12 protein-coding genes are annotated in these 24,853 nt (G+C 46.4%); all 12 read right to left on the bottom strand.

The genetic code is table 11. The features are described from left to right. Window positions 1-96: 96 nt before the first annotated feature. The 12 genes from ACO53F_RS06675 to ACO53F_RS06730 all read right to left on the bottom strand — a co-directional run bounded on the left by ACO53F_RS06675 (window position 97) and on the right by ACO53F_RS06730 (window position 24,801). Window positions 97-888: a hypothetical protein gene (locus tag ACO53F_RS06675; protein ID WP_485137821.1), complete on the bottom strand. Its 792-nt coding sequence runs from the start codon at window positions 886-888 to the stop codon at window positions 97-99. 255 nt (window positions 889-1,143) lie between these two features. After that, complete coding sequence (gene rpoC / locus ACO53F_RS06680) at window positions 1,144-4,779, bottom strand: DNA-directed RNA polymerase subunit beta' (protein ID WP_485137822.1); 3,636 nt, start codon at window positions 4,777-4,779, stop codon at window positions 1,144-1,146. An 87-nt stretch (window positions 4,780-4,866) separates the two neighbouring features. Continuing rightward, window positions 4,867-8,517 carry a DNA-directed RNA polymerase subunit beta gene (rpoB, locus tag ACO53F_RS06685; protein ID WP_485137823.1) on the bottom strand — a complete coding sequence of 1,217 codons (3,651 nt, stop codon included), beginning with the start codon at window positions 8,515-8,517 and terminating at the stop codon, window positions 4,867-4,869. Between the two features lie 373 nt (window positions 8,518-8,890). Next, window positions 8,891-10,798, bottom strand: coding sequence for a GbpC/Spa domain-containing protein (locus ACO53F_RS06690; protein ID WP_485137824.1), 1,908 nt, complete (start codon window positions 10,796-10,798; stop codon window positions 8,891-8,893). A 207-nt stretch (window positions 10,799-11,005) separates the two neighbouring features. Then, on the bottom strand, window positions 11,006-11,938 hold the full coding sequence (locus ACO53F_RS06695) for a dihydroorotate oxidase (RefSeq protein WP_485137825.1): 933 nt from the start codon (window positions 11,936-11,938) through the stop codon (window positions 11,006-11,008). Window positions 11,939-12,088: 150 nt separating this feature from the next. After that, window positions 12,089-12,385, bottom strand: a complete 297-nt coding sequence (locus ACO53F_RS06700) for an ArsR/SmtB family transcription factor (protein WP_454919896.1) — start codon at window positions 12,383-12,385, stop codon at window positions 12,089-12,091. Continuing rightward, window positions 12,385-14,298, bottom strand: coding sequence for a heavy metal translocating P-type ATPase (locus tag ACO53F_RS06705; RefSeq protein ID WP_485137826.1), 1,914 nt, complete (start codon window positions 14,296-14,298; stop codon window positions 12,385-12,387). Before ACO53F_RS06705 ends, ACO53F_RS06700 begins: the two co-directional genes overlap by 1 nt. Before the next feature lie 198 nt (window positions 14,299-14,496). Next, window positions 14,497-15,408 (bottom strand): pseudouridine-5'-phosphate glycosidase, encoded by a 912-nt coding sequence (locus ACO53F_RS06710; RefSeq protein WP_485137827.1) that lies wholly within the window; start codon window positions 15,406-15,408, stop codon window positions 14,497-14,499. Between the two features lies 1 nt (window position 15,409). Further along, window positions 15,410-16,510, bottom strand: coding sequence for a PfkB family carbohydrate kinase (locus ACO53F_RS06715; RefSeq protein WP_485137828.1), 1,101 nt, complete (start codon window positions 16,508-16,510; stop codon window positions 15,410-15,412). Between the two features lie 81 nt (window positions 16,511-16,591). Further along, window positions 16,592-17,068, bottom strand: a complete 477-nt coding sequence (locus tag ACO53F_RS06720) for a TetR-like C-terminal domain-containing protein (RefSeq protein ID WP_454919893.1) — start codon at window positions 17,066-17,068, stop codon at window positions 16,592-16,594. Window positions 17,069-17,171: 103 nt separating this feature from the next. Continuing rightward, a complete protein-coding gene (locus ACO53F_RS06725) occupies window positions 17,172-17,879 on the bottom strand; it encodes an MBL fold metallo-hydrolase (RefSeq protein WP_485137829.1) in 708 nt (235 codons plus the stop codon). A 112-nt stretch (window positions 17,880-17,991) separates the two neighbouring features. Continuing rightward, window positions 17,992-24,801 carry a ZmpA/ZmpB/ZmpC family metallo-endopeptidase gene (locus tag ACO53F_RS06730; protein ID WP_485137830.1) on the bottom strand — a complete coding sequence of 2,270 codons (6,810 nt, stop codon included), beginning with the start codon at window positions 24,799-24,801 and terminating at the stop codon, window positions 17,992-17,994. Between the last annotated feature and the right edge of the window lie 52 nt (window positions 24,802-24,853).

The raw sequence follows: 24,853 nt of genomic DNA on the forward strand, positions 1-24,853 counted from the left end.
AAATAGCGGGAGACAAGTAAACCACCTAGCTGGCGGACCAATACGGGGGCATCCGATTGGCCTAGCAAGCTAGGTGGGCGTAAGAGAATAAGCCAATTAGTGAGTCTCTTCCAAGACATGGAGGGTCAGCCGGTCAAACTGGTGGGTATCATAACCAAATCGTACCAAGACCTGCTTGATTTGTTGATTAGCATCCAGGCAGAAATGACGGACCGACTGCTTGTCTAGCGAAATCACCTTCTGCATCCATTGCTGTTGGGATTGGCTGAGAACTGAGCGGGCGCCTTCATAGCGAGACCAGTCGCCAATATCGTTGGGCAAGTGGCCTTTTTCTAGGCACCAGAGGGCCGACAAAATATTGCGCATCATCAAGATGCATTGCATGCAGTAGTTAATCTCGCCTCGCATCATACCTCTGCATAAGGTATGGAGGTGGGCGTAGTACTTGGTCAAATAGTGGTCAATCATGGCCTGATTGACGGACAACTCTAGTGCTAAGGAAGATTGTCGCATAGGTTCAATCATGCCTTCCGGGTCCCAAATGACTTGAATTTGTTTGAACCAGATACTTGGCTCAAGTTCTGAAGCATAATAAGCCAGCACTTCCAACTTGATAAAATGTTCAAAGTAAAAGGAGGCATTGACATCATTTAGCTCTTCAATAAAGAGCAAATCAGGTGACCAGGTCGCCAACCATTCATAGACCTGGCGCTTTGCTTTTTTGTCGATGACAATTAAGCGAAGATCAATATCCGAGTAGGGATCATCCTGACCTTGAAGCGCATGGCCAGCCAGAAAAACACCTCTCACCCAGGACTCCTGCTCCAAATCTCGACAAAGGGCACTTAGGAAAACGGCGCGTTGTTGAATCAGCTCTTTTGTTACCATATGAGCACCTCCCTTTGCCTCTATTATAGCATATCACCAGCAAAATATCACTGACACAATCGAAAATTAGGCGGTTTTTACGTCAGATTATTCGCATTATATTGGGTATTTTTGGAACTTTTAGAGAATCGGTTCCACTATCTTTCGGACAATATCCTGTCTCTAAAACTCGATCTCCTAGGGAAAATTCATGCCCTTTCCAATACAAAAATAGGCTGGGAATCTTCCCAGCCTATTGGCTTAGCGCTTGAAGGTCTAGGCCTTAGCAGGTGCTTGATTTTCTAATTCAATGTCTTCGTCTTCCGCTTCGACAACAGGTGGTTGAATGTTGGTTTCCAACTTACGGTAACGGGTCATCCCGGTCCCGGCTGGAATCAACTTACCAATTGTAACGTTCTCCTTAAGACCAAGGAGCGCATCTTTCTTACCGCGGATAGCAGCATCCGTCAAGACACGAGTTGTCTCTTGGAAGGATGCGGCAGAGATGAAGGACTTAGTTTCCAAGGCAGCCTTGGTAATTCCCATGAGGACTGGACGAGCTGTCGCTGGCACTTCACCGGCTTGAATAGCGTTGGTGTTGGCCTTGGCGAAGTCTGAGATATCCAGTAAGGCACCTGGCAAGATGTCAGTTGAAGCAGGGTCCATAACGCGAACCTTACGCAACATTTGACGAACCATTACTTCGACGTGTTTGTCGCCGATTTCTACCCCTTGACCACGGTAAACTGCTTGAACCTCGCGGAGCAAGTAGTTTTCTACGGTCAAGACATCGGTTACGCGGAGTAATTCCTTAGGGTCGATTGAACCTTCAGTTAAGGCTTGACCACGTTCTACGCTGTCGCCTTCCGCAACCTTGAGACGGGAAGTGTAAGGTACATTGTAAGTACGGGTATCCGTCACGCCCTTAACCGTGATGTCACGGCTACGGTCGGATTCTTTCTCAACAATTGATTCAATAATCCCGGCCACTTCAGTAATCGTTGCTTGCCCTTTTGGATGACGAGCTTCGAAGATTTCTTGGATACGTGGCAAACCTTGGGTGATATCGCCACCACCCGCAACCCCACCGGTGTGGAAGGTACGCATGGTCAGCTGGGTACCAGGTTCCCCGATGGATTGAGCGGCAATGGTACCCACTGCTTCGCCGACTTCCACTTCAGAACCAGTCGCTAAGTTGCGACCATAACACTTCTTACATACCCCGTGGTTGGTATCACAGGTGAAGACTGAACGAATGGTTACTTCTTCAATCCCTGCTGCCACGATGGCATCTGCCATGTCTTCCGTAATAATGTGGTTAGCTTCTACTAATACTTGGCCTGTCTCTGGGTGACGAACTGTTTTACGTGCGTAACGCCCAATCAAACGTTCCTCCAGAGATTCAATGACGGAGTTACCATCCATAATGGCACGAACGGTCATACCACGGTCAGTCCCACAGTCATCTTCACGGATAATGACATCTTGCGCCACGTCAACCAAACGACGAGTTAAGTAACCAGAGTCGGCGGTCTTCAAGGCCGTATCGGTCATCCCTTTACGGGCCCCGTGGGTCGAGATAAACATTTCCAAGACAGACAAACCTTCACGGAAGTTAGAAGTGATAGGCAATTCAATGATTCGACCTGATGGCGCCGCCATGTTACCCCGCATCCCAGCCAACTGGGTAAAGTTAGAGATGTTACCACGGGCCCCGGAGTCCGACATCATCGCGATTGGGTTCAAGCGTGGCAAGGACTTACGCAATTCTTCTTGAATTTGGTCCTTAGCTTGTTCCCAAGTCCGAATAACGGATTCGTAACGTTCGTCGTCTGTAATCAAACCACGACGGTATTGCTTGGTGATGTTATCAACACGGCTGTGGGCTTTTTCTAAGATCTCACCCTTAGATTCCAGACGTAATACGTCGGCCGCCCCTACAGTAATCCCGGCACGAGTTGAGAACTTGTAACCCAAGTTCTTCATGCGGTCCAACATAACAGAGGTTTCGGTAATCTTGAAACGTTTGAAGACTTGCGCGATAATGCGACCTAAGTCTTTCTTCTTAAATGGTGGAACTAAGTCCATGGCCGCAATCGCTTCTGGTACATTTACCCCAGCTTCTAAGAAGTACTTATCTGGTGTCTTCTCAGTTAAGTTCTCGTGTGAAGGCTCATTGAGGTAAGGGAACTCTGGTGGCATGATTTCGTTGAAGAGCAATTTCCCAACGGTCGTTACCATAAGACGTTCCTTTTGCCAATCAGTGAATGGCTTACCAACTAAAGCCTTAGCAGGAATCGCAATCCGGGTGTGAAGGTGAACGTAGCCGTTCTGGTAAGCAATCTCTGCTTCAGAGACATCACTTACAACCATTCCTTCACCAATACGACCAGCCTCTTCCAAGGTCAAGTAGTAGTTCCCCAAGACCATGTCCTGAGATGGGGTAACAACTGGCTTACCATCTTTAGGGTTCAAGATGTTTTGTGCCGCTAACATGAGCAAGCGCGCTTCAGCTTGAGCTTCTTCAGACAATGGGACGTGAACGGCCATTTGGTCACCGTCAAAGTCGGCGTTGTAGGCTTCACAGACCAGTGGGTGCAAGCGAATTGCCCGACCTTCAACCAAAGTTGGTTCGAAGGCCTGGATCCCCAAACGGTGGAGCGTAGGTGCCCGGTTGAGGAGAACTGGGTGTTCCTTGATGACTTCTTCAATTACTGGCCAGATGGCAGTGTCTTGAGTTTCAATCATGCGCTTAGCATTCTTAATGTTGCCAGCAATGCCACGTTCCACCAATTCTTTCATCACGAAAGGCTTGAAGAGTTCGATGGCCATTTCTTTTGGCAAACCACATTGGTACATCTTAAGGTTTGGCCCCACGACAATTACCGAACGACCAGAGTAGTCGACACGTTTCCCTAAGAGGTTTTGACGGAAACGACCTTGCTTCCCTTTCAACATGTGAGAGAGGGACTTGAGGGCGCGGTTACCTGGACCTGTTACGGCACGGCCACGACGACCGTTATCGATTAAGGCATCGACCGCTTCTTGCAACATACGTTTTTCGTTTTGAACGATAATGTTTGGTGCGCCCAAGTCCAAGAGACGTTTGAGACGGTTGTTACGGTTGATTACTCGACGATAGAGATCGTTCAAGTCACTTGTCGCAAACCGGCCACCTTCTAATTGGACCATAGGGCGAATATCTGGTGGAATAACTGGTAGGACATCCAAGACCATCCAAGATGGCTTGTTACCTGATAAACGGAAGGCATCTAAGATGTCCAAGCGACGAATCGCCCGCATCCGTTTTTGACCTGTAGCGGTCTTGAGCACTTCCTTCAATTCCGCACATTCTGCTTCTAAATCAACGGCATCCAACAATTCCTTGATGGCTTCTGCCCCCATTTTGGCATAGAAACGATCACCGTATTCACGTTTTTTCTCACGGTATTCCATTTCAGTCAGGAGAGACTTGCGTTCTAATGGGGTGTCGCCGCTGTCGATTACAACATATGAAGCGAAGTAGATAACTTCTTCCAAGAGTCGTGGACTCATGTCCAAGACCAAGCCCATCCGGCTTGGGATTCCTTTGAAGTACCATACGTGAGTGACAGGCGCTGCCAACTCAATATGCCCCATCCGTTCACGACGGACTTTGGCACGCGTTACTTCGACGCCACAACGGTCGCAGACCCGACCCTTATAGCGAATTCGTTTGAGCTTCCCACAGCTACATTCCCAGTCCTTAGTTGGACCAAAGATGCGCTCGCAGAATAAGCCGTCTTTTTCTGGTTTTAGCGTCCGGTAGTTGATAGTTTCTGGTTTTTTAACCTCACCATAGGACCAACTCCGAATTTTTTCTGGAGACGCTAGGCCAATTTGCATCGCTTCAAAATTATTTACATCGATCAAAGGGCTGACCTCCTCTTTCTTTTGTATTGTTCTGTTAGGATTGCCTGCCTAGCCTACCTAAAGAGCTAGGCTAGGGGCTCCTAAAACTTAGTCTAATGAATCGAGTTCGTCTTCAACCGCTGAATCGATGAAGTCTTCCGCGATTGCCTGTTCGTCAAGGTTAATCTCAGTCTTTGGTTCTTCACCTTCATCTTCGGCTTCTGCTGCATGATGGTGGGCCATTTGATCAGCCTTATAGCGGTCGAGGGCATTGAAGTTGATTACTTCATCCTCATCATCGTCATCGCGTAATTCGATTTCTTGATCATGTTCATCTAAAACTTTTAGATCTAAACCTAAGGCTTGCAATTCCTTAACAAGGACGCGGAAGGATTCCGGTACACCAGGACGTGGAATTGGTTGACCTTTGACGATGGCTTCGTAGGTTTTCACCCGACCGACTACGTCGTCAGACTTGTAGGTTAAGATTTCTTGCAGGGTATAAGCGGCACCATAAGCTTCCAAGGCCCAAACTTCCATCTCCCCGAAACGTTGCCCACCAAATTGAGCTTTACCACCCAATGGTTGTTGGGTAACCAGAGAGTATGGACCTGTTGAACGAGCATGCAACTTGTCGTCGACCATGTGGGCCAACTTAATCATGTACATAACCCCAACAGAGACTTTACGGTCAAATGGTTCACCGGTTCGACCATCATATAAGATAGTCTTAGCGTCAGCTTCTAAACCAGCTTCCTTAACAGTTTCCCAGACATCTTCTTCGCTAGCACCATCAAAGACAGGTGTTGCAATCTTGATGCCCATTTCGCGAGCAGCCATCCCCAAGTGTAACTCTAGGACTTGCCCGATGTTCATACGGGATGGAACCCCTAATGGGTTCAACATGATATCAACCGGGGTACCATCTGGTAAGAATGGCATATCTTCTTCCGGCATGATAAGGGAGACAACCCCTTTGTTACCGTGACGACCGGCCATCTTATCCCCTTCATTGATTTTACGTTTTTGTACGATGTAGACGCGGACTAGCTTGTTGACACCTGGTGCCAATTCGTCGCCAGCTTCGCGGGTAAAGATTTTAACGTCATGGACAATCCCGCCCCCGCCGTGTGGCACACGCAAGGAAGTATCACGTACTTCACGCGCCTTCTCACCGAAGATAGCGTGGAGCAAGCGTTCTTCTGCAGACAACTCGGTCACACCTTTTGGTGTTACCTTACCAACTAAGATATCGCCGTCTTTTACTTCCGCACCGATACAGATAATCCCATCTTTGTCTAAGTACTTGAGGGCATCTTCGGACACGTTTGGAATTTCGCGAGTAATTTCTTCAGGCCCTAACTTGGTGTCACGGGACTCTGATTCGTATTCTTCAATGTGGATAGAGGTATATACATCGTCTTTGACTAGACGCTCAGACATGATAACCGCGTCCTCATAGTTATACCCTTCCCAAGTCATGAAGGCTACCAATGGGTTCTGACCGAGGGCCATTTCCCCATTTTGCATTGATGGACCATCTGCTAAGATTTCCAAAGCATCAACTTGGTCGCCTAATTCTACGATTGGACGTTGGTTGTAACAGGTCCCAGCGTTAGAACGTGCAAACTTGGTTAAACGGTATTCGTCAACTTCACCTTCTGGAGTGCGTACGCGCACCTTATTAGCATCGACATAAACCACTTCACCGGCGCGTTTACATAAGAGCGCAGCCCCTGAGTCGTGCGCTGCCTTATATTCCATCCCAGTCCCAATCAGTGGGGATTGCGGATTAATAAGTGGCACAGCTTGACGTTGCATGTTGGCACCCATCAAGGCCCGGTTGGAGTCGTCGTTTTCCAAGAACGGAATGCTAGCAGTCGCGACAGCGACAACTTGTTTTGGTGATACGTCCATGTAGTCTACTTGGTCAACGTTAACCTCAATGTTTTGAGAACGGAAACGCGCCATAACTAGGTCATTGGCAAAGGTCCCGTCTTCGTTGAGTTTAGAGTTGGCTTGGGCTACTACGTACAAGTCTTCCTCGTCCGCTGCTAGGTAGTCAATTTCAGTCGTGACACGGTGCGGCGTAACTGATTTGTCCACTTTACGGTAAGGCGTCTCAATAAAACCATACTTGTTAATCTTAGCATAAGAAGACAAGCTGTTAATCAACCCAATGTTAGGACCTTCTGGCGTCTCGATTGGACACATACGGCCGTAGTGAGAGTAGTGAACGTCCCGCACTTCATAGCCGGCACGGTCCCGCGTCAAACCACCAGGCCCTAAGGCTGACAGACGACGTTTGTGGGTCAATTCCCCGAGTGGGTTAACTTGGTCCATGAATTGTGACAACTGGGAGGAACCGAAGAATTCCTTAATAGCCGCTACTACTGGACGAATGTTAATCAATTGTTGTGGCGTGATGGTCGCAACGTCTTGGAGCGACATACGCTCACGCACTACCCGTTCCATCCGGGATAGCCCGATACGGAATTGGTTTTGCAATAATTCACCGACTGAACGGATACGACGGTTAGCCAAGTGGTCGATATCGTCTGTAACACCAATTCCTTGGTCTAAGTAGAGATAGTAGTTCATTGACGCAATAATGTCAGCTGGCGTCAAGCACTTAATCTTCTCAATATTCCCGTTGCCGATTAAGTTAATCACTTGCTCTGGGTTCTTAGGTGAATAAACTTTGATGATTTGTAAATCGATTGGTTGAGCGACCACACTATCTTCAGAAGGATAGAGAGTTACCTTATTCAAACCAGCCTCTAAATGAGGAATCAAAGCTTGAACGCGTTCTTGATCCAAGAGCGTTCCTTCTTCAAAGAGCACTTCGCCTGTTTCTGGGTTAACCAAGGTTTCAGCCAAGGTCAAACCAACCAAACGGTTCTTGAGGTGGAGCTTTTTATTGATTTTGTAGCGACCTACAGGTGCTAAATCATAGCGACGTGGGTCGAAGAAGCGCGCAACCAAGAGGTTACGTGAGCTTTCCGCGGTCTTAGGTTCACCTGGACGGAGACGCTCGTAAATGTCCTTCAAGGCTTCTTCAGTACGAGAGTCTTGAATATTTTTGTGAACATCCTTCTCGATAGTTAAGTCTAAGAGCTCAGATTGGCCGAAGATATCATAAATCTCGTCATCTGAACCAAAACCTAAGGCACGCATCAAGACAGTCAATGGAATCTTCCGGGTCCGGTCAATGCGGACGTAGGCAATCCCCTTAGCATCTGATTCAAATTCCAACCAAGCCCCACGGTTAGGAATAACCGTAGAAGTATAGCTGTGGCGGCCTTTCTTGTCCATACGGTCGTGGAAATAGACACCTGGAGAACGTACCAACTGAGAAACGATAACCCGTTCCGCCCCGTTGATAATGAAGGTCCCCATTTCGGTCATGATTGGGAAGTCCCCGAAGAAGACTTCTTGTTCTTTGACTTCACCTGTCTCTTTGTTGAACAGACGCAAGGTTACATAGATTGGTTTTGAGTAGTTAGCGTCATGGCTACGAGCTTCTTCTAAGCTATACTTAGCTTCCTTGAACTCATAGTCTACAAAATGAAGTTCCAAGTTCTCCGAATGATCGACAATCGGCGAAATGTCCTCGAACATCACTTTTAGCCCTTCATCCAAGAACCATTTGTAGGAATCCGTTTGGATTTCAATCAAGTTCGGCAACTCTAAGACTTCGTCGATACGCGCATAGCTTCGACGCTCAGCTTTTTTACCGTATTTCACGATATGACTCAAGCGATTCACCCCTATAATATAATCTAAGAACACCACTTTACATTAAGGTTACAATTATTAATAATTGTTAACAAATGACATTTTTCGGTCTTTAAAGCGCAAAAAAAAGACAACAGAACCAACTCATCGGAGTGACGTTACATGTTGTTTAGGCCTCAAACACCGGCTTGGACAAGATTTCAAGCCGCATTTACTTTCTAAAGTGCATACTCTTGCATCTGAATATTATACGGATTTCAGAGGGTTTTGTCAAGCTCTTCTCCCCCCTCTACCCACATAACTTAAGGATCAAAGATGAACTTCACTCTAAATCATTACCTGCTAAATACTAAAAAACCCTTTACGAGCTACTTAAACTCGTAAAGGGTAAATTTTAGCAATCAGTTTTTGGACGTTTTCTAATTAACCAAGCAGCCAAAGCCAAGCTACCCGTCCCTAACAAGGTCAGAGGAAAGGCAGATTCACCCGTTTCTGGCAATTTGCTTTGCGGATCCTCAGGAGTCTTAGGTGGCAACTCCGATGACGGAGGTGTAACCGGCTGACTCACAGGCTGTGGTGCAATTGGTGGTTCTGGTTTTTCAGGTGCCAGAGGCGCGTTTGGAGCAAGAGGCTCAGTTGGCGCTACTGGTGCAGTTGGCGCTTGTGGCGCTACCGGCGCAACTGGAGCAGTTGGTTGAGTAGGCGCAATCGGTTGAGTAGGTGCAACTGGCGCTACTGGTTTAGTAGGGACCCCTTTGGCTGCAATCTTAGAATTGAATGCGAACCAAATCGAGCCCGAATTGTAAGCACCGATATCAAAAGTGATGTCACTCGCCTGCGCTTGTCCTACAATGGCCCCGTACCAAGACAATGGGCCATCGGCCTTATCCCAAACACCGTAATCCCAACGTGACCCTTCACTCGCAAAATTGATAGAACGATCTGCTTTAGCCGTTGTATCAGCGTGAGGGACAATTGCTGATCCAGTAATCGGGATATAACGTCCGTTAAATCCACGTACATATTCAGCGGAATTATTAGAAGCATTCAGAGAGGAGAAACTAACAAGAGCCCCATTCATATCGAGTTTTTGATCATCTTCTCCGTAAAAATCAACTTGAACTCCAATTCGAGTTTCTCCATGGAAATCCAAATACCAGACTGTTTCAGTTGGATCTTTAATAAGGAAGAGCGGCATCAAATTACCTGACTTAGTCGATTCCTTCAAAGTATAGGTGTAAACAACTTTCTTAATTGCTTTTCCATTGATGCTCGAATTTTGAAGATTGCTATAAGTTGCTGTCACAGGCTTGCCTTTTTCCAGAACAATCTTTGTTAGATTGCTCTTCCAGTACATTAAATTGGCCCAGTCAGACATCGCTGTACCATCTAAATTCCAAGAGGCAACTAAAGCATTAATCTCATCCTTGTCATAGACCTTCACACCATCTTGAACGGTCAGTACCGCATTAGGTTCTGATTGAAAATTTAGACTTTGACTCATTGGTTGAGAGAGATAACCCTCTTCATTTTTTTTAGCTTCTGCTTCAGCTAGCCCAGCTTCATACGCAGCCTGATCCTTATCAAACTGCGCTTTAGCTTGATCATAGGCTGCTTTATCGGTGACATACTTGCTTTGAGCTTGGTCATAGTTAGCCTTGGCTTCTTGATAGGCCTTCAAGTCCTTCTGGTATTGAGCCTCTTGCTCGCGATACTTACTTAAATCTTGGTCATATTGTGTCTTGGCCTTAAGATAAGCCGCTTGATCCATGTCATACTGTGCTTTAGCTTGCCGATAGCGTACTGAGTCCTGCTTGTACTGCTCTAAGGCTTGATCATAGGCTGCTTTGGCCACTTGATAAGCCGCCATGGCTTCCTCATAAACAGAAACTTTACTGTCGTATTCCGACTTAGCCAACTCATAGGCGGCCTGAACACTTTGGAAGGCACGCTCTACTGACTGAAAATCACTAGGATTTTGATCGTATGCCTCCTTTTGTACATCATAGTTTGCTTTGAGGGCTTTATAGTCTGCTAGGGCATCAACTGACTGAGCTGAGTTAGTCGATTCTGCCGTCTTTTCCTCAACGCTCTCAGTTTCTGCTTCCCCGCTAGCTTGGCTAGTGCTTGACTCACTACTTACTGGCTCAGCCGGCATTGCCTGTGATGATGCTACCTCATTGGAAGCTGCTTCACTCGCAACTACCGGTGCTTCCTCCGCAGTCACTACCTGACTAGTCCACGCAGTTAAGGCAAAAGCGCTCCCCATAAGCCCCAGTGCCATTACTTTGGATTTATTCATTTCTTTCTCTCCTTTTCCCCTCTGAGGATAAAATTACCTCTGATATAATATAAAAAATACCGCTGACTGTCAATATGTTTTTTGGCCAGGCAACGATATTTTTTCTGCTCAATAACTCTTGTTAATAAGTGATAATATTATATCCTGAACAAAAATATAACATCTCATAATCTCTATCGAATTATAAAATCGTTTTTTAATATATCCTTAATCGATTTCACGCAATTTGCCTTGGAAATCCTCTAAACAAGTATAGCCTTTAGCTTCCATAATAGCTTCCAATTCAGCGACTAGGCGCTCAAAGATGCCTACCCCTTCCTGGTGGAGGGCCGTCCCCACTTGAACTAAGCTAGCACCACAAAGAATATGTTCGAAGACATCCTGTCCGGTCCTAACACCCCCTGTGCCAATAATCTTAATAGATGGCTTGAGCCGTTGATGGAAGGCCCGCACGTTAGCCAAGGCGGTTGGTTTGATATAGTCTCCACCTAGACCGCCAAATCCTCCCTTAGGTTTGATGACCACTTGCTCCTTGTCTACATCAATATAGAGACCATTCCCAATTGAGTTGACGCAGTTAACATAGGTCAGCGGGAAACGATTAAGAATCGCTGCCATCTGGTCAAAATGGGCAATGTCGAAGTAAGGCGGCAACTTAAGCCCTAGCGGTTTAGTGAAGAAAGAAAAGACTTCTGTTAAGAGTCGCTCTGTCAATTCAAAGTCATAGGCGATTTGAGGCTTACCCGGGACATTAGGACATGACAAGTTGAATTCTGTCACCCCTTGATAAGCACTAGCCTCTATGGTACGCAGATTCTCAACAATTTCGCCGTAACTTAGGCCCACCACTGACAAGAATTGTAGAGGTTGTTGATCTTGTCGCGCCAAGCAATAGTCTAGGTAATAAGCTAACCCTTCATTAGGCAAACCCATGGAGTTGATACTACCTAGTGGCACATCCACATATCGAGGTTGGGGATTGCCCGCTCGATAATCCCGAGTGGCTGTCTTGGTTACGAAGGCTCCAGCCGCACTCTGAGCTAACTCGTCCATCTCTTCTACCGTCATACAGTGGACCCCTGATGCATTCATGAGGGGATTTGCTAATGTTTTCCCTAAGAAGCTTGTCTTGACAGTCATTTGGTCACCATCTCTTTCTAAAATTTTACCTATTATAGCATAAGTCCAAGGCTAACAGAATGCCTAAGACGAAAATTGTTTACTTTTCTCAACAGAACGTTCGCATCTCTTGTCGCTACGAAAAAACAGGCAGTCAAAGCCGCCTGTTCGCTATTCAGAACGCTCCTCAGACAAATGCATCAGAGAATCGTTAATAATGTGTTTAACATGATGGTCATCTAGACTATAGTAGACATACTTGCCCTGTTTACTGGACTTAACCAGCTTCATTAACTTCAATAGTTTAAGCTGGTGAGAGACTCCCGAAAGAGTTAAGCCAGTCGCTTCGGCCAATTCATTCACATTGGCTTCTTGCTTCATTAAATGTAGCAAGAGTTTAAGCCTAGAAGCATCTGCTACCGCCTTAAAAAATTGTGCTAGCTCTTCTATTACTTGTTCGTCATACATTATGATTCACCTCGTGATGATAAGGGGACTAGAAGTCGTAACCCATTCAATATCACTAGAAGGGTTGATCCTTCGTGTCCCACTACACTCAGGGCGATATTGGAAATTTGGCTGACATTCATTATTACTAAGGCTAACACAACTAACATGGAAAAGCCAATATTCTGCCAGATAATCCGGTCATGCTTTTTGGCCAGGCGATGTAAATAAGACAGAGACTGAAGTTGATCTCGAACGAGAATCACATCCGCCGTTTCCATGGCTACATCCGTCCCTTGCCCCATCGCAATCCCCAGACTAGCACTAGCTAAGGCAGGCGCATCATTGACGCCATCCCCCACCATAGCTACCATCTCGTGTTTATCCATTAACTTACGGATTTCTTCTGCCTTCTGGTCAGGCATAACTTGGGCCTGAACAGATTGGATCCCTAGTTGCTGGCCAATAGCCTGCCCCGTTAACTCGGAGTCCCCTGTTAACATGACGGTTTTAACACCGACTTGCTTGAAGTAGTCCAAGGTTTGGCGGGCGTCATCTTTGGCAGTGTCCATTAGGGCCATCGCCCCTATGACTTCTTTGTTTTGAGCCAAATAGACCACCGTCTTGCCCTGTCCTTCCCATTCACGTCTTTGCTTGTCATAGGAATCCTCTACTCTTCCAAAGACTGAAGGCTTAGCCACCTGGTAGCTATTACCTTGATAGTCGGCATAGAGGCCCTGACCCATCTTATTGATAACCTCTAAATCCAGAAGAGGCTGGCTAGCAAAATGGGCTACAATCGCCTGCGCCAGAGGATGATTAGCTTGACGCTCCATGGACACCCAGACAGCCAATAGTTTCTCAGCTTCAGCCGATAAGATGGTGTCCGTCACCTGAGGCCGCCCCTGAGTTAATGTCCCCGTCTTATCAAAAGCAATAGTACTAAGGCCTGACACTTGATGTAGATGGCTCCCGCCCTTGACTAGTACCCCTTGCTTAGCCAGATTCGATAAAGCTGATAAGGTAGCCGGAATGGCACTGGCTGCTAAGGCACAAGGCGAAAGGGCAATGAGCATAATCAATGTTCGATAGGCTACTTCATGTAATGAAAGCGAAGTCTCTAACGCCATCACAAGCGCATATAAAGCCGTGAAGAGGAGTGCCCCCTTAACATAGAGCGGCTCCAAACGCTGAATTCGGGTCGCAACCGGACTTTGTTTGGCCTGCGCCTCCCTGACTAAACCAAGGATTTTGGCAAAAGTAGTTTGATCTGCCGACCTTGTTACTTGCATGACAAAGCTACTGTTACCATTGAGGGTAGCCGCATAGACTGCGTCCCCTACGCTTTTTTCTTGCGGCATACTCTCACCATTAATCATGGCTTCATTAACGACCGCCTGACCACTCACAATTTTGCCATCAATGGGGATTTGGTCGCCATTCAATACTTGCACTCGATTACCAACCATTAAGTCTTGCACTGCCACAATCGTCACGCTTCCATCTTGCGCCAAAAGGCGCGCTTCTTGCGGCTGCATAGCCAAGAGACTGGTCATTTCCTTCTTAGATTTAGCTTCTGCATAGTCCTCCAGAAAATGAGCACCAGCAAATATCAAAATTAGCAAGGCTGCTTCTTGGAATTGCCCAATTAGCATAGCACCTATAGCCGCCAGCCCCATTAGCAAGTGAGTATTAGGACTGAAACGGTGATGCTTGTAGCTAGCCTGCCAAGTCTCTAACAAGCCTTCACTTAGGACATGATAGCCAGACAGGATTACCGTCAAGCTATAGAGCACATTCACTAGTAAAGATGCTTGCCCTGGAATAAGCCCTAGAAGAAAAGCAAGAAGCCCAATTACATAAGCAAAGATAGCTGATGTAACTGTATGTCCGTGGTCGTGGTGCTGATGAGAATTGTGGTTATGAGAACACATCTCATCCACCCTCCTTTCTTTCGATTGAACAATTATTCAAGCGTATATACTTTTATTATATGATGTCTAGTAGAAAAGTCAAGCCCTTCTGGCTAACCGTCGACCCATCAACATAAAATAATGCAGACTGTCACCAGCTTCCCACTAACGAGACATACAAAAAGCCGGGACATTTAGTCCCGGCCACTATAAACAAACTTAACGTTCTTGATAGGCTTTAGCGATTTTTGCCCCTAACTTGGCGTTATTATAAACCAATTGAATATTAGTATTTAAGCTAGCCCCATCTGTTAATTCGACAATCTTAGCTAATAGGAATGGCGTGCTATCTTTGCCTCGAATCCCCTTTTCATCTGCTTCTTTAACCGCCGCATCGATAATAGCATCAATTTTTTCATGTGGAATTTCATGTTCAGCAGGAATTGGATTCGTCACCAAAATCCCACCCTTAAGGCCAAGCGCTTCAGAGTAGTCCATCATGGCTGCAATCTCCTCTGGCTTGTCTGCACGACTATTGAGCTTGTATTCTGAAGTTCGTGTGTAAAAAGCAGGTAGGTAATCCGTTTGGTAGCCAACAACAGGCACCCCTTTGGTTTCCAAATATTCCAAAGTTCTTGGCAAATCCAAAATAGCTTTGGCGCCCGCGCAAACAACCGTCACTGGTGTTTGACCTAATTCGTCTAAGTCCGCAGAAATATCCATAGTTTCTTCTACGCCACGGTGTACACCACCAATTCCGCCAGTAACGAAGACCTTGATACCCGCTAAATGTGCTCCAATCATGGTCGTTGCCACTGTCGTCGCCCCTAAGATACCTTCGGCGAAGACTTCTGCCAAGTCACGACGAGATACCTTAGCAACTGGCTTCTCGCTAGCCAAACGTTCTAAATCAGCTTCTTCTAAACCAATCTTAAACTGACCATCCATGATGGCGATTGTTGCTGGTACAGCCCCATTATCACGGATAATCTGCTCTACTGTTTTAGCCATTTCAACGTTTTGTGGATAGGGCATCCCGTGAGAAATGATGGTAGATTCTAAAGCGACAACAGGTAAGTTATGATCTAAAGCGTGTTGTACTTCTTTACTAATAGATAATAAGTTTTTCATCTTAGGCTAAACCTCTTTCTTTTAATGTCTGATAGTCACTCTCCAACTGGCTAGCAGAGAGATTGAGTCGAACGGTTTGCTTGACTTGAACCGTATGATAGGAATTGGCCATCCCATAATAAATAGATGTCTTAGCATCATGCCCTGTCAACTGTCCATAGAGAAGGCCAGCAGAGAAGGCATCACCTGCCCCTGTTACATCTACTACATTTTGCGCTAGGAGAGGCTGGACTTCCTGGCGGCTGCCATCCTGATGCCCATAAAAACTACTTCGAGTCCCTCTGGTCATGACCACTTGCAAGACACCAGTCGACAACCAGGCATCTACTAAGTCTGAAGCAAGCAAATTGCCAAAGCGGCTGATGGATTCATCCTCATTGACAACAATCCAACTAACACCACTCAAATCTTCTGGCAAATGGCTCATCTTGGGCCCACTGACCGGGATAATGGCAAGCGGAATTGATTCGGCTTTTGCAAGTTGAATCAAATAAGTCACGGTTTCTAATGGCAAGTTCAAATCCAGAATCAGGTAATCTGCTAGTTTAAGCCGTGGAGCAAATTGACTAATCCAATCTAAATCCATCTGGTCGGCAATCGCCATATCGGCTAGCGCCAATTGCATATCCCCGGACTCATCCAAAATAGCACTGTAGGTTGACGTTGCTGCCTCTGGAATCTGAGTTATTTGGCTCATATCCACATAGGCCTGAGTTTGCTGCTTAATCCAGTCGTAATCCTGATCCACTCCCGCCACTGACAGCAATTGAACTGATTGACCTAATCGTCCTAAATTCTCAGCTACGTTGCGGACTACGCCGCCCACACTGAGAGTTGAGGTGACAGGGTTACTAGTACCGAGCTGCATTGCGCCGGTTAGACGAAATTTACGGTCGATATTCATCCCACCGATGCAATAAATTCGCCGCGCCTCATTCAAAATATAAGCTCGTCCGCGTAGCTGATGTTTCTGCATCAGAGAGGAAATTAAACTAGCCACCGTTGACCGACTAATTCCCATCAATGTCGCCAATTCTTGCTGGGTGCGGAAAGGGTCTTCCTCAATCAAGGCAAGCACCTTGGCTTCATTAGGCGTTAACATAGGAACCGCCTTTCTAGACTATTGTCCTTGAAATAACTTTTGTCTATATGATACTCCTTTTATTCTATCGATGCAAGGATATTAGCGACTGATACTATCCTGTTTCGCCAAATAATCCTGCCATCCCGCTAAGAGTAGGTCCAAACCAAACTGAGCACTCGATTCCAAGGCTTGAGGTCGCCGAAAGCCCTGTTGTCGTCCTATATCGGCATAACCATGCAAATAACTGCGTAGACTCCGATAAAAATGCGTCTCAACTTCCGGAGCTAATCTCCAATCCCCAGTAAGTTGACGCACTAACTCGAAGATTGACTCAAAGACTGGTTCTGCCGAACTCTTGCACCAAAAGATAGGCGCCTGCATCAATTCATACTCTCCCGGGTAGTCCCAAGCAAAGTTCAAATATGCCTCGGCTACCTGACGTATCTTTTCGGTGCCATCTCCTTCTTGGGATGCTGTTGACAATAGCTGATAAAAACGCTTTGCCGTATCTTCTGCGATAAGCATCAGCAAGTGTTCCCGACTCTCGATATAGTTATACAGAGAAGGCAGACGCATTCCTACCTCGTGTGCAACGTCTTTGAGGGCAAATTCCGTAAGTCCCTTTCGATTTAGTAAAGAAGAACCTATTTTGACGAGCTGTTCTAGGCTTATAGAGGGTCTACGCATGCTCCAAACGCTCCTTCATTCGCTTAATTACGGGTGGCAACTCTAAGGCCGGATTTAAAACTAGCGGCCCGTGACCTAAAGCCAGACAGCTTGGGTTTGATTTTAAGACTGCCTCAGCACTAGCCAAAGCCTGTTTGCGGCTCCACGTTGCCCAGGCAGGAAATGGAAAGGCAACACGCAGATCGCCTGCTACCGCCAAGCCCCCGCGTGTTTGGAAGGCATCGCCCGCAATCATAGTCCCATCAGGAGCTAAGTAGGCAACCGAACCTGGTGTATGTCCTGGAACCCCCACTACTTGAAAACCAGCCACTTGATCCCCAGGGATTACTTCTCGATGAATGTCAAAATCTAGCTCTGGCCATCCCCCCGAGATAGGACTTTGATCTTCTGTATCATCTAAGCTTAGGTCCCCGCGCAAGATTCTAGCTTCTCGAGCAGATACTACAATCTCCGCATCGGGATAAGCCTTTGCAAAGACCGAGATTCCGCTAACATGGTCACTATGTCCGTGAGTTATTAACAAATGGGTCACTGGCTTAGCCGTCTTAGCTTCAAGGGCCTTAACGCCTTTAACAAAGTTCCTCTGTCCCATATCCAGAACGATTAGAGCATCAGCCGTCTCATACACATAAGTATTAATGGGGAAAAGCCAAGGCAAAAAGGTTAATTGATAAAGATTTCCGTGATGCTTGATTCTCATCGAGATCATCCTTTCTTTTTAAACTAATCGGATTAGTTTATATTCTACTCCATCTACTCCCTACTTGCAAGTACGACCAAAAACAGCAGCCTTAGCTGCTGTTTTCTGCTTTCTATTCGTTGGCAAAAATAGATTGACGGAAATCATCAGAGGCCTTGAAGAGTTGAAGGTAAATTTCACGCTTCAAGTTATAGACATCATTCCGCATATTACCTGTTTGACGAGCTGATAGCACTCTGTCAACTGCTTCCTTCATCAGCGCTTCAATATCCGCTAAGGTGCTTACTTGGCGGTCACGGACTGTAATTGGACGCAATGTGGCCCCATTGGCAACCTTATCCAGACGTTCCTTGAACATAGCCTTCTTAAAGGCATTAAGATCTTGGAATTCACCGTTAGAAATCTTCTGGATAATATAGTTATCATTTAGGGTCTGTCCATCCGTTCTAGCTTGACGTTCTAATTGGTTGGAAGCATAAGGGATGAAGCCATCTTTATAACCCTTATAACCCATCAATTCCCAAGCCATTCGTTTGAACCACCAACCGCCTGGTGAGCCCTTATCATTTTGACCTGTCCCGTACATAGGATGGAACATATTGATTCGCTCATAAGAGTTACGATCCGTCTCAAAACCATTACGGAAGTAGCGTTTTGGCGCTAAGCTACGATCAATGAAGTCATCAATCGACTGGATATTAAAGTTTGTCCACTCTTCATCACTAATCTCCACTACCTTATTATTGACATGGTTAGGCCCATTCGGCACATTAATGAAGCGGTTGAACCATTGCTTCATAGCATCTGGCCCCTTTTCTAGGACTGCTTTGGCTTCAGCATAGTCTAGCAAGTAGAGAATATCGAAGAGTCGGTGGACATATTGACCCCAGTCATCTGCAGACTGGAAGCGTGATGGTGTCGCGTTATAGAGACGGTTTGCCTTATCACTCCAGTCAAAGGAGGTATTAAGCCCAATATGATCAAACTCAGGTCCCTCAGGTGACTGCAAGAGCCCTTGCGCATACTCTTCCCAGACTTCTTCCGGACGCCAGCCGTTCCCACCAAGATAGACTGAACGTTCCATATTGTGGACCACTTCATGAGTATAGTGAGAGGTCCCAATATAGTCTTCCAGAATGTCCGTGAAGACAAAGTAAATACCATTGTTAGTATCGGCATAAGCACCGGCTCCGTTATTGCCGTAAACTCGGCCGATTCGCCCAAAGAATTCCTTAATCCCCATTGAAGGGTATTTAACCGGCTTATTGGATGTATCGTTACCTAGTCCATCATACCAACCGCCATTCTTGCCGTTAGCATAGCCATCCCAAATCAGCATAGCATTCTTGCGGGCCATGCGGTCTTTAACTGCCGGCAAGGCTACACGATACCAGGTATCGACGTGCATTTGTTGGCGATCTGCTAAGGCCTTAACGCGTCTATCGAACTCTTCTGGCGTTAGGTTAGGACGGCGGTCAGTAGACCCCAAGGTTAGCGATAGAACGTTGGATACAAGGAAAATCCGACTCTTCTTCAGGTTGAGTAAAGGCAAGATGTAATCACGATAATCCGGCACAGATAGACGATCGTAGACCTTATAAGGAGATTTGTTAAGTCCTTCTTCAAGAGATGGACGCTCCTCCATGGTGACATTAGCCTTAGTCGCATCACGGAACCATTCGTATTGATCAAACTTGGTCCACAGCTCACGGAAATAAGAGAGGTAATCGAGGACTGTCGGCAGTTTAGAGTCCGCACTTAATACTCGATTGTAAGTTTTAGCGCTATTGACTGAGCGAAGAGGTTGAATCCCCTGACTCCCAATGTGGATCAATTTATCAATAATACTCTTCTGATTACCGAAGAAGTCTGTCTGATAGGTCGCGATTTCTCCTAAATTAAGGTCCCCAAAGTTTACACGGTAGTGGTCTTGGAGATAAGCCAGACCTAAAAGCAGGGCACCACGATTATCCTTGAGTTTCTGGATCAAAGCAGCACGCGCCTGTTTATTATCTCCTAGGTAGTTGGCCTCCTGGCGAATAATCTTCACCAAGTCATTGGCTAACGTATCTTGGAAGGCACCAAAGGTCGCATTGAAGAAGAGCGTCTCAATCTGATATGCACGTTGTTCACGACGATAGACTTCTAAATCTTCTGCAATTTCGTCCTCAGTCGCTTGTCGGCCAAGTTTGTTCTCTAAGGCCGTGCGACGATCATTCTTGACTCTGTCACTTACATCTGTGTAGAGATTATTGACACCTGCGGCTTGCCAAACAGCATCAGATGATAAACCTGTCTCTTTCATGATATCTAGAACTGCATTCATGACATCATCCACTGATTTCAGCACTTGGTTAGGTGTATAGATAAGACCGGAATCCTCTAATTGATACTCAACTACGCCTGTTTGTTTGAACTCAGATTTAGCACCTAAGGCCAAGTATTGCACTGATTTATCAGCAAAGTGCAACATAATCCGGTCCATTGCTTGGTTGTAGTCCGTCACAAAAGTATTTCCTTGCATTGGCGTAACAGCCAAGAGCACTTGGGTCGCCAACTTGCTGTCTGGCGCAACCAAATTCCCATACTTAACGATTTGCTCCTTATTGTAAAATGGAAGGAGTTTCTCCATGTTGGCATAGGCCTGAGCACGACTAGCTTGATAATTAGCCAAACGACTATAATCGCTTGCTTGTTGGTTGATCAGATCGACATAGGAGCTCGCAGGAGTATCTGTCAGGACTCCACCGGACGCTTCTAGTTGACTAGCTAATTTGTCCACATCGGCTGGACTAGCCTTAGCAGGTTTAAAGCTTGGTTCTTCCACACCCGTTACGCGTTCGGTCATCTTCCAGGCCACTTGATCATTACGGATATAGCCCTCTGAAATAGCGCCATTATCCCCATAGACACGGTAGCCGTTCGTGACTGCCACGTCTGAGATGATGTTTTCTAAACGTCCATTCATCCAGGTAGAGCCAACAACCCCACCTACTTGGCCACCACTTCGACCTTGAACGGTAGAACCTGTATTATTAAGACTTCCTTTGACAAGAACATTCTTGACTACTGCCTTACCTTGGCTGGACACAACTCGACCAAAGGCTACACCTGCGCGAGCACTTTGAGCGTTTAGATTCACGTTCAGTTTGGCATCGACGTAAGCGTTGGTAACGCTGGATTGTTCGAGCAAACCTACTAACCCGCCCACTTCTTGGGCCTGGTTGGGCTGGCCACTCTGGCTAATCTCACCTTGGAATCGAACATTCTCAAGCCTGCTGCCACCCACTACGGTATGAACGATACCTGCTACATTGGTCGTCCCTGACACGCGCCCAGAAACTGCCACATCACTGATTGTCGAATTAGTCGCCCGCTTGGCTAGCGCAGCCATAGAATTACCTGATTCAATGGCTACTTGTTTGAGGTCTAAATGCTTGATGGTCGCGTTGTTTAACTGATCAAAGAGTGGTGCCACCAAATTATAGATGGCATGTTGCGTGCCGTCTGCAGTCTGGCCGGACAAGGTCCCGGTGAAGGTTCCCACAAAATAGGCGGTCGCGTTGGCTGCTAAGCTGACCTCGGACGCTGATAGGTTGGCACCCAGGATGTAGTCTCCAGCTGGGTTTTGGCGAATTGCCTCTAACAAGCTCTTAAAGCTATAATGCACGTTCCCATCCGCTGGACGTTCTTGACCAACTAGGAATTGATAGCCTTGGTGATAGTCACTTGAGCCACCTTGATTTTGTACTAGCTCAGGCGCCTGGGTAGTCACTTGATAATAAGACTGACCCTCGTGACTAACTGTCTCAATAGAAGCAACTGGCAGATAGACATCCTTGAAGCGGTCAGACTGTACTTTAACATAATAATTATTTAAATCAGATGGAACCTGACTCAAACTAGCCACCAACTGATGACTACCGTCAGCTTGTCGATGGAAGAGCTGCACACCCTTGATTTGTTTGAGCTCAATCTTCTTCAAATCTAACTCTATTGCTTGGTCCTCTAACTGATCTTTCGACTGAGCACCTTGCTGGTTCTCATAATCCATAACTGTATGGAGACGATAAGGCACATGATAATCCAACCCATCAATATTTGCGGTCAAATCTTGGATTGGGACTGTCTTAACTAGGCGATCCCCCTGGAAAACTTGCACCTTACCTCCTCGGTAAAGTTGGTTAGGGTCTTCTAATTGATATCGCAGGGTGACGCCCCGAGATAAATCAGATGTAGGTGCTTCAACGTTAACAACTGTATATTCAGGTTCTACCTGCTCCAATTGTGCTAAGGCCTCTCGAAGGGCTTGAGTCGCTTGGTCAACCGCCTCTTGGTTGCTATCGCCATCTTCTAAAACGGCCTGAGCAGCTTTGAGCTGGTCAGCAACTTTCTGGAAGCTAGCTGGCGTATAACGATTCGCGACAACTTCTTGTGCCGCCTCAACCTGTTGGCCAAGTGCCTCTTTATTTGCACGATCCATCAAGAGAGCTTGCGCTTGATCTTTCAGCACTTGAGCGGCTTTCACCGCCTCGATTGCGGAGGCCACTTCTTCAGGTGTGGCATCTTGATTAGCTATCAAAGCTTGTGCATTAGCTTTTGCTTCATCAATAGTAGCTTGATGCCCTGCAAGCGCCTGGCTAAAATCATTCATACTGCGCGGTGTTTTACCTGTCGTGTCAACTGGTAGATTCAACTGAGTCAGAGCTCGTTGTAAGTCTGCCTTGTCCACAATATCCAAAATACCCGCTTCCGCTAATTCTAACTGTTGGAAAGCCTTGTTGAGTTTTTCCGTACTTGCCAAAACCGCTTCCGGACTCGCGTTAAGATCTTTTAATAGTTGAGCGGCTTCTTGGCTCAATTGCAAGGCTAGGTCTTTCGCTGCTTGGTATGTTTGAACGGTCTTTGGTCGTTTCTGATCTGTCGCAACTGGTTTTTGAATCGCTTGGTCCAGATTATTTTTGGCTTTCTCTAAGGCGGACTTATCCGCTTGTTGTCGTAGCAAAGCTTTAGCTTGATCAAGTTTAGCCTGCACTTCATTTACTGCTACCAAAGCCTTATCCACTTGTTCCTGCTTAGCCTCTGGATCAGCTAAGATAGCTTGCGCTTGAGCACGAGCAGCTTCTAGACTGTCTCTCAATAAATCTAGTGCTTGTTGGTAATCCGCAATACTTTGCGGTGTCTTCTGGTCTGTATCAACAGGCGCATCTAGTAAAGCCAAAGCTGCTGCTAGCGCCTGTGTATCCGCCTTAGCTTGGAGAGCTTTGACGACAGCTTCCAAGGATTTGGCTTGGTTCTCTACTGACCGAGTCATCGCTTCTACATCAGCATCTGTTGCTTCAGGATCCTTCACTACTGACTGAGCATTCTGGAGTGTTGCTTGTATTTTGCGAATTTCATCAGCCAAGGCCTGCTGGCTACTTGGCGTCTTATCACTTAAGTCAAGAGCTTTGGCTGTTTTTACTTGCTCTGCTAAAGCTGCCATAGCAGTTTCTAATGGCGACTTGTCTGCTTGGTCTACTAAGATATCGACCAAATTAGTCGAAAGATTGACTAAGTCTTGCACTTGCTGAGCCAAAGCATCGATTGTTGCTTGTTCTGTCGTATCAGGTTGCTCTTTTAGTTCTTGCGCCTGACTATTTAGAGTTTTTAGATTTTCCTTGGCTTGAGCAACTCTCTCTTCAAATAATTTGATTGTGCTAGGTTTCTTGCCTACCAAGGCCATCCCTGATAAAGCACCCAATTGATTATTCGCCGTCTTTAGAGCCATCTCAAGCTTTGTATAATCTAATTTTTTAGGGGGCTCTGGAGTCGGTTCAGGTTGCGGGCTTGGAGTTGGCCCTGCGTTCGAACTCGATTCTTCCGGTTGGGGGGTCGGAGTCGGCGCTGCACTTGAGCTTGTCTCTTCTGGTTGTGGGCTTGGAGTTGGCCCTGCGCTCGAACTCGATTCCTCTGGTTGTGGAGTCGGGGTCGGCGCTACACTTGAACTTGTCTCTTCTGGTTGTGGGCTTGGAGTTGACCCTGCGCCCGAACTCGATTCCTCTGGTTGCGGAGCCGGAGTCGGCGCTGCGTTCGAACTCGATTCTTCTGATTGTGGGGCTGGAGTCACCACTGTACTTGATTCCGATGGTTGCTGGCTTGATTCTGCTGAATTTCTTGACTCAGATTCTTGAGATTGCACTGATGACAAAGCTGAACTGCTTTCACTCGACTCTTCAACAGATGAGCTCACTTCTGAGGAAACTGAAGATTCACTGCTTCCCGACTCACTCGACATGCTAGCTACTGAACTACTAGCCACTGATTGATTCAACTCATGCGTGGTCAGATAACCAAGATATTCATAACCTTCTATCTCTATCTTCGGATTTGGAAGTGTCTGTCCTACTGGTAGCTGAAAGCTCTGGTTGAATTCTTGCAGTAAACGAGCCTCAATTGCCTGTATACTTGGAGAGAGTAGAACTTGCCCTGCCATGGTCACTACCATGAGGCTAGTCATCGCCTTCTTCTTGTCGCGAACTAAGCCAACAGCAAAGATAATTAGTGTTGCACTTGCTGCTAGGCCTAACAAGGCTGATGATTCACCTGTAACCGGCAACTGACGCGTGCCTGGACTTGGTTGATAAACAAAATAGTAAACTTGATCTGCTTGTGCGATTTGACTAGGAGTGCCTGACTTAATGGCCTGACGTTGCGCCCAAGTTAATTCTTCGATGGACACATATCGATATTCTGTTGTAACAGATTTTGGGGTTGATGGAGCATTCGTGACAGGCGTGGGGGCCTGGGCATTAACGGTAGGACCGGTCAATGCCGATACAAAAAAACTCCCAATGACAACAGAAGCAATCCCAACAGAAAATTTCCGGACAGAAAAACGTTGGACTGTATTAAGGCTACTAGAGCTCTTAGATTTCTTCATTGAGTTTTTCCCTTTCTTGGTAAATTATTATTCGCTAGTGTATTTTACCACA

The organism is Abiotrophia sp. (assembly GCF_057275535.1).

Bases quoted from the DNA above. Each gene is read 5' to 3' on its own strand.
- ACO53F_RS06695 (WP_485137825.1), bottom strand. From the start codon at position 11,938: ATGACTGTCAAGACAAGCTTCTTAGGGAAAACATTAGCAAATCCCCTC.
- ACO53F_RS06690 (WP_485137824.1), bottom strand. From the start codon at position 10,798: ATGAATAAATCCAAAGTAATGGCACTGGGGCTTATGGGGAGCGCTTTT.
- ACO53F_RS06700 (WP_454919896.1), bottom strand. From the start codon at position 12,385: ATGTATGACGAACAAGTAATAGAAGAGCTAGCACAATTTTTTAAGGCG.
- ACO53F_RS06715 (WP_485137828.1), bottom strand. From the start codon at position 16,510: ATGTTAACGCCTAATGAAGCCAAGGTGCTTGCCTTGATTGAGGAAGAC.
- ACO53F_RS06675 (WP_485137821.1), bottom strand. From the start codon at position 888: ATGGTAACAAAAGAGCTGATTCAACAACGCGCCGTTTTCCTAAGTGCC.
- ACO53F_RS06720 (WP_454919893.1), bottom strand. From the start codon at position 17,068: ATGCGTCTGCCTTCTCTGTATAACTATATCGAGAGTCGGGAACACTTG.
- ACO53F_RS06710 (WP_485137827.1), bottom strand. From the start codon at position 15,408: ATGAAAAACTTATTATCTATTAGTAAAGAAGTACAACACGCTTTAGAT.
- ACO53F_RS06705 (WP_485137826.1), bottom strand. From the start codon at position 14,298: ATGTGTTCTCATAACCACAATTCTCATCAGCACCACGACCACGGACAT.
- ACO53F_RS06725 (WP_485137829.1), bottom strand. From the start codon at position 17,879: ATGAGAATCAAGCATCACGGAAATCTTTATCAATTAACCTTTTTGCCT.
- ACO53F_RS06730 (WP_485137830.1), bottom strand. From the start codon at position 24,801: ATGAAGAAATCTAAGAGCTCTAGTAGCCTTAATACAGTCCAACGTTTT.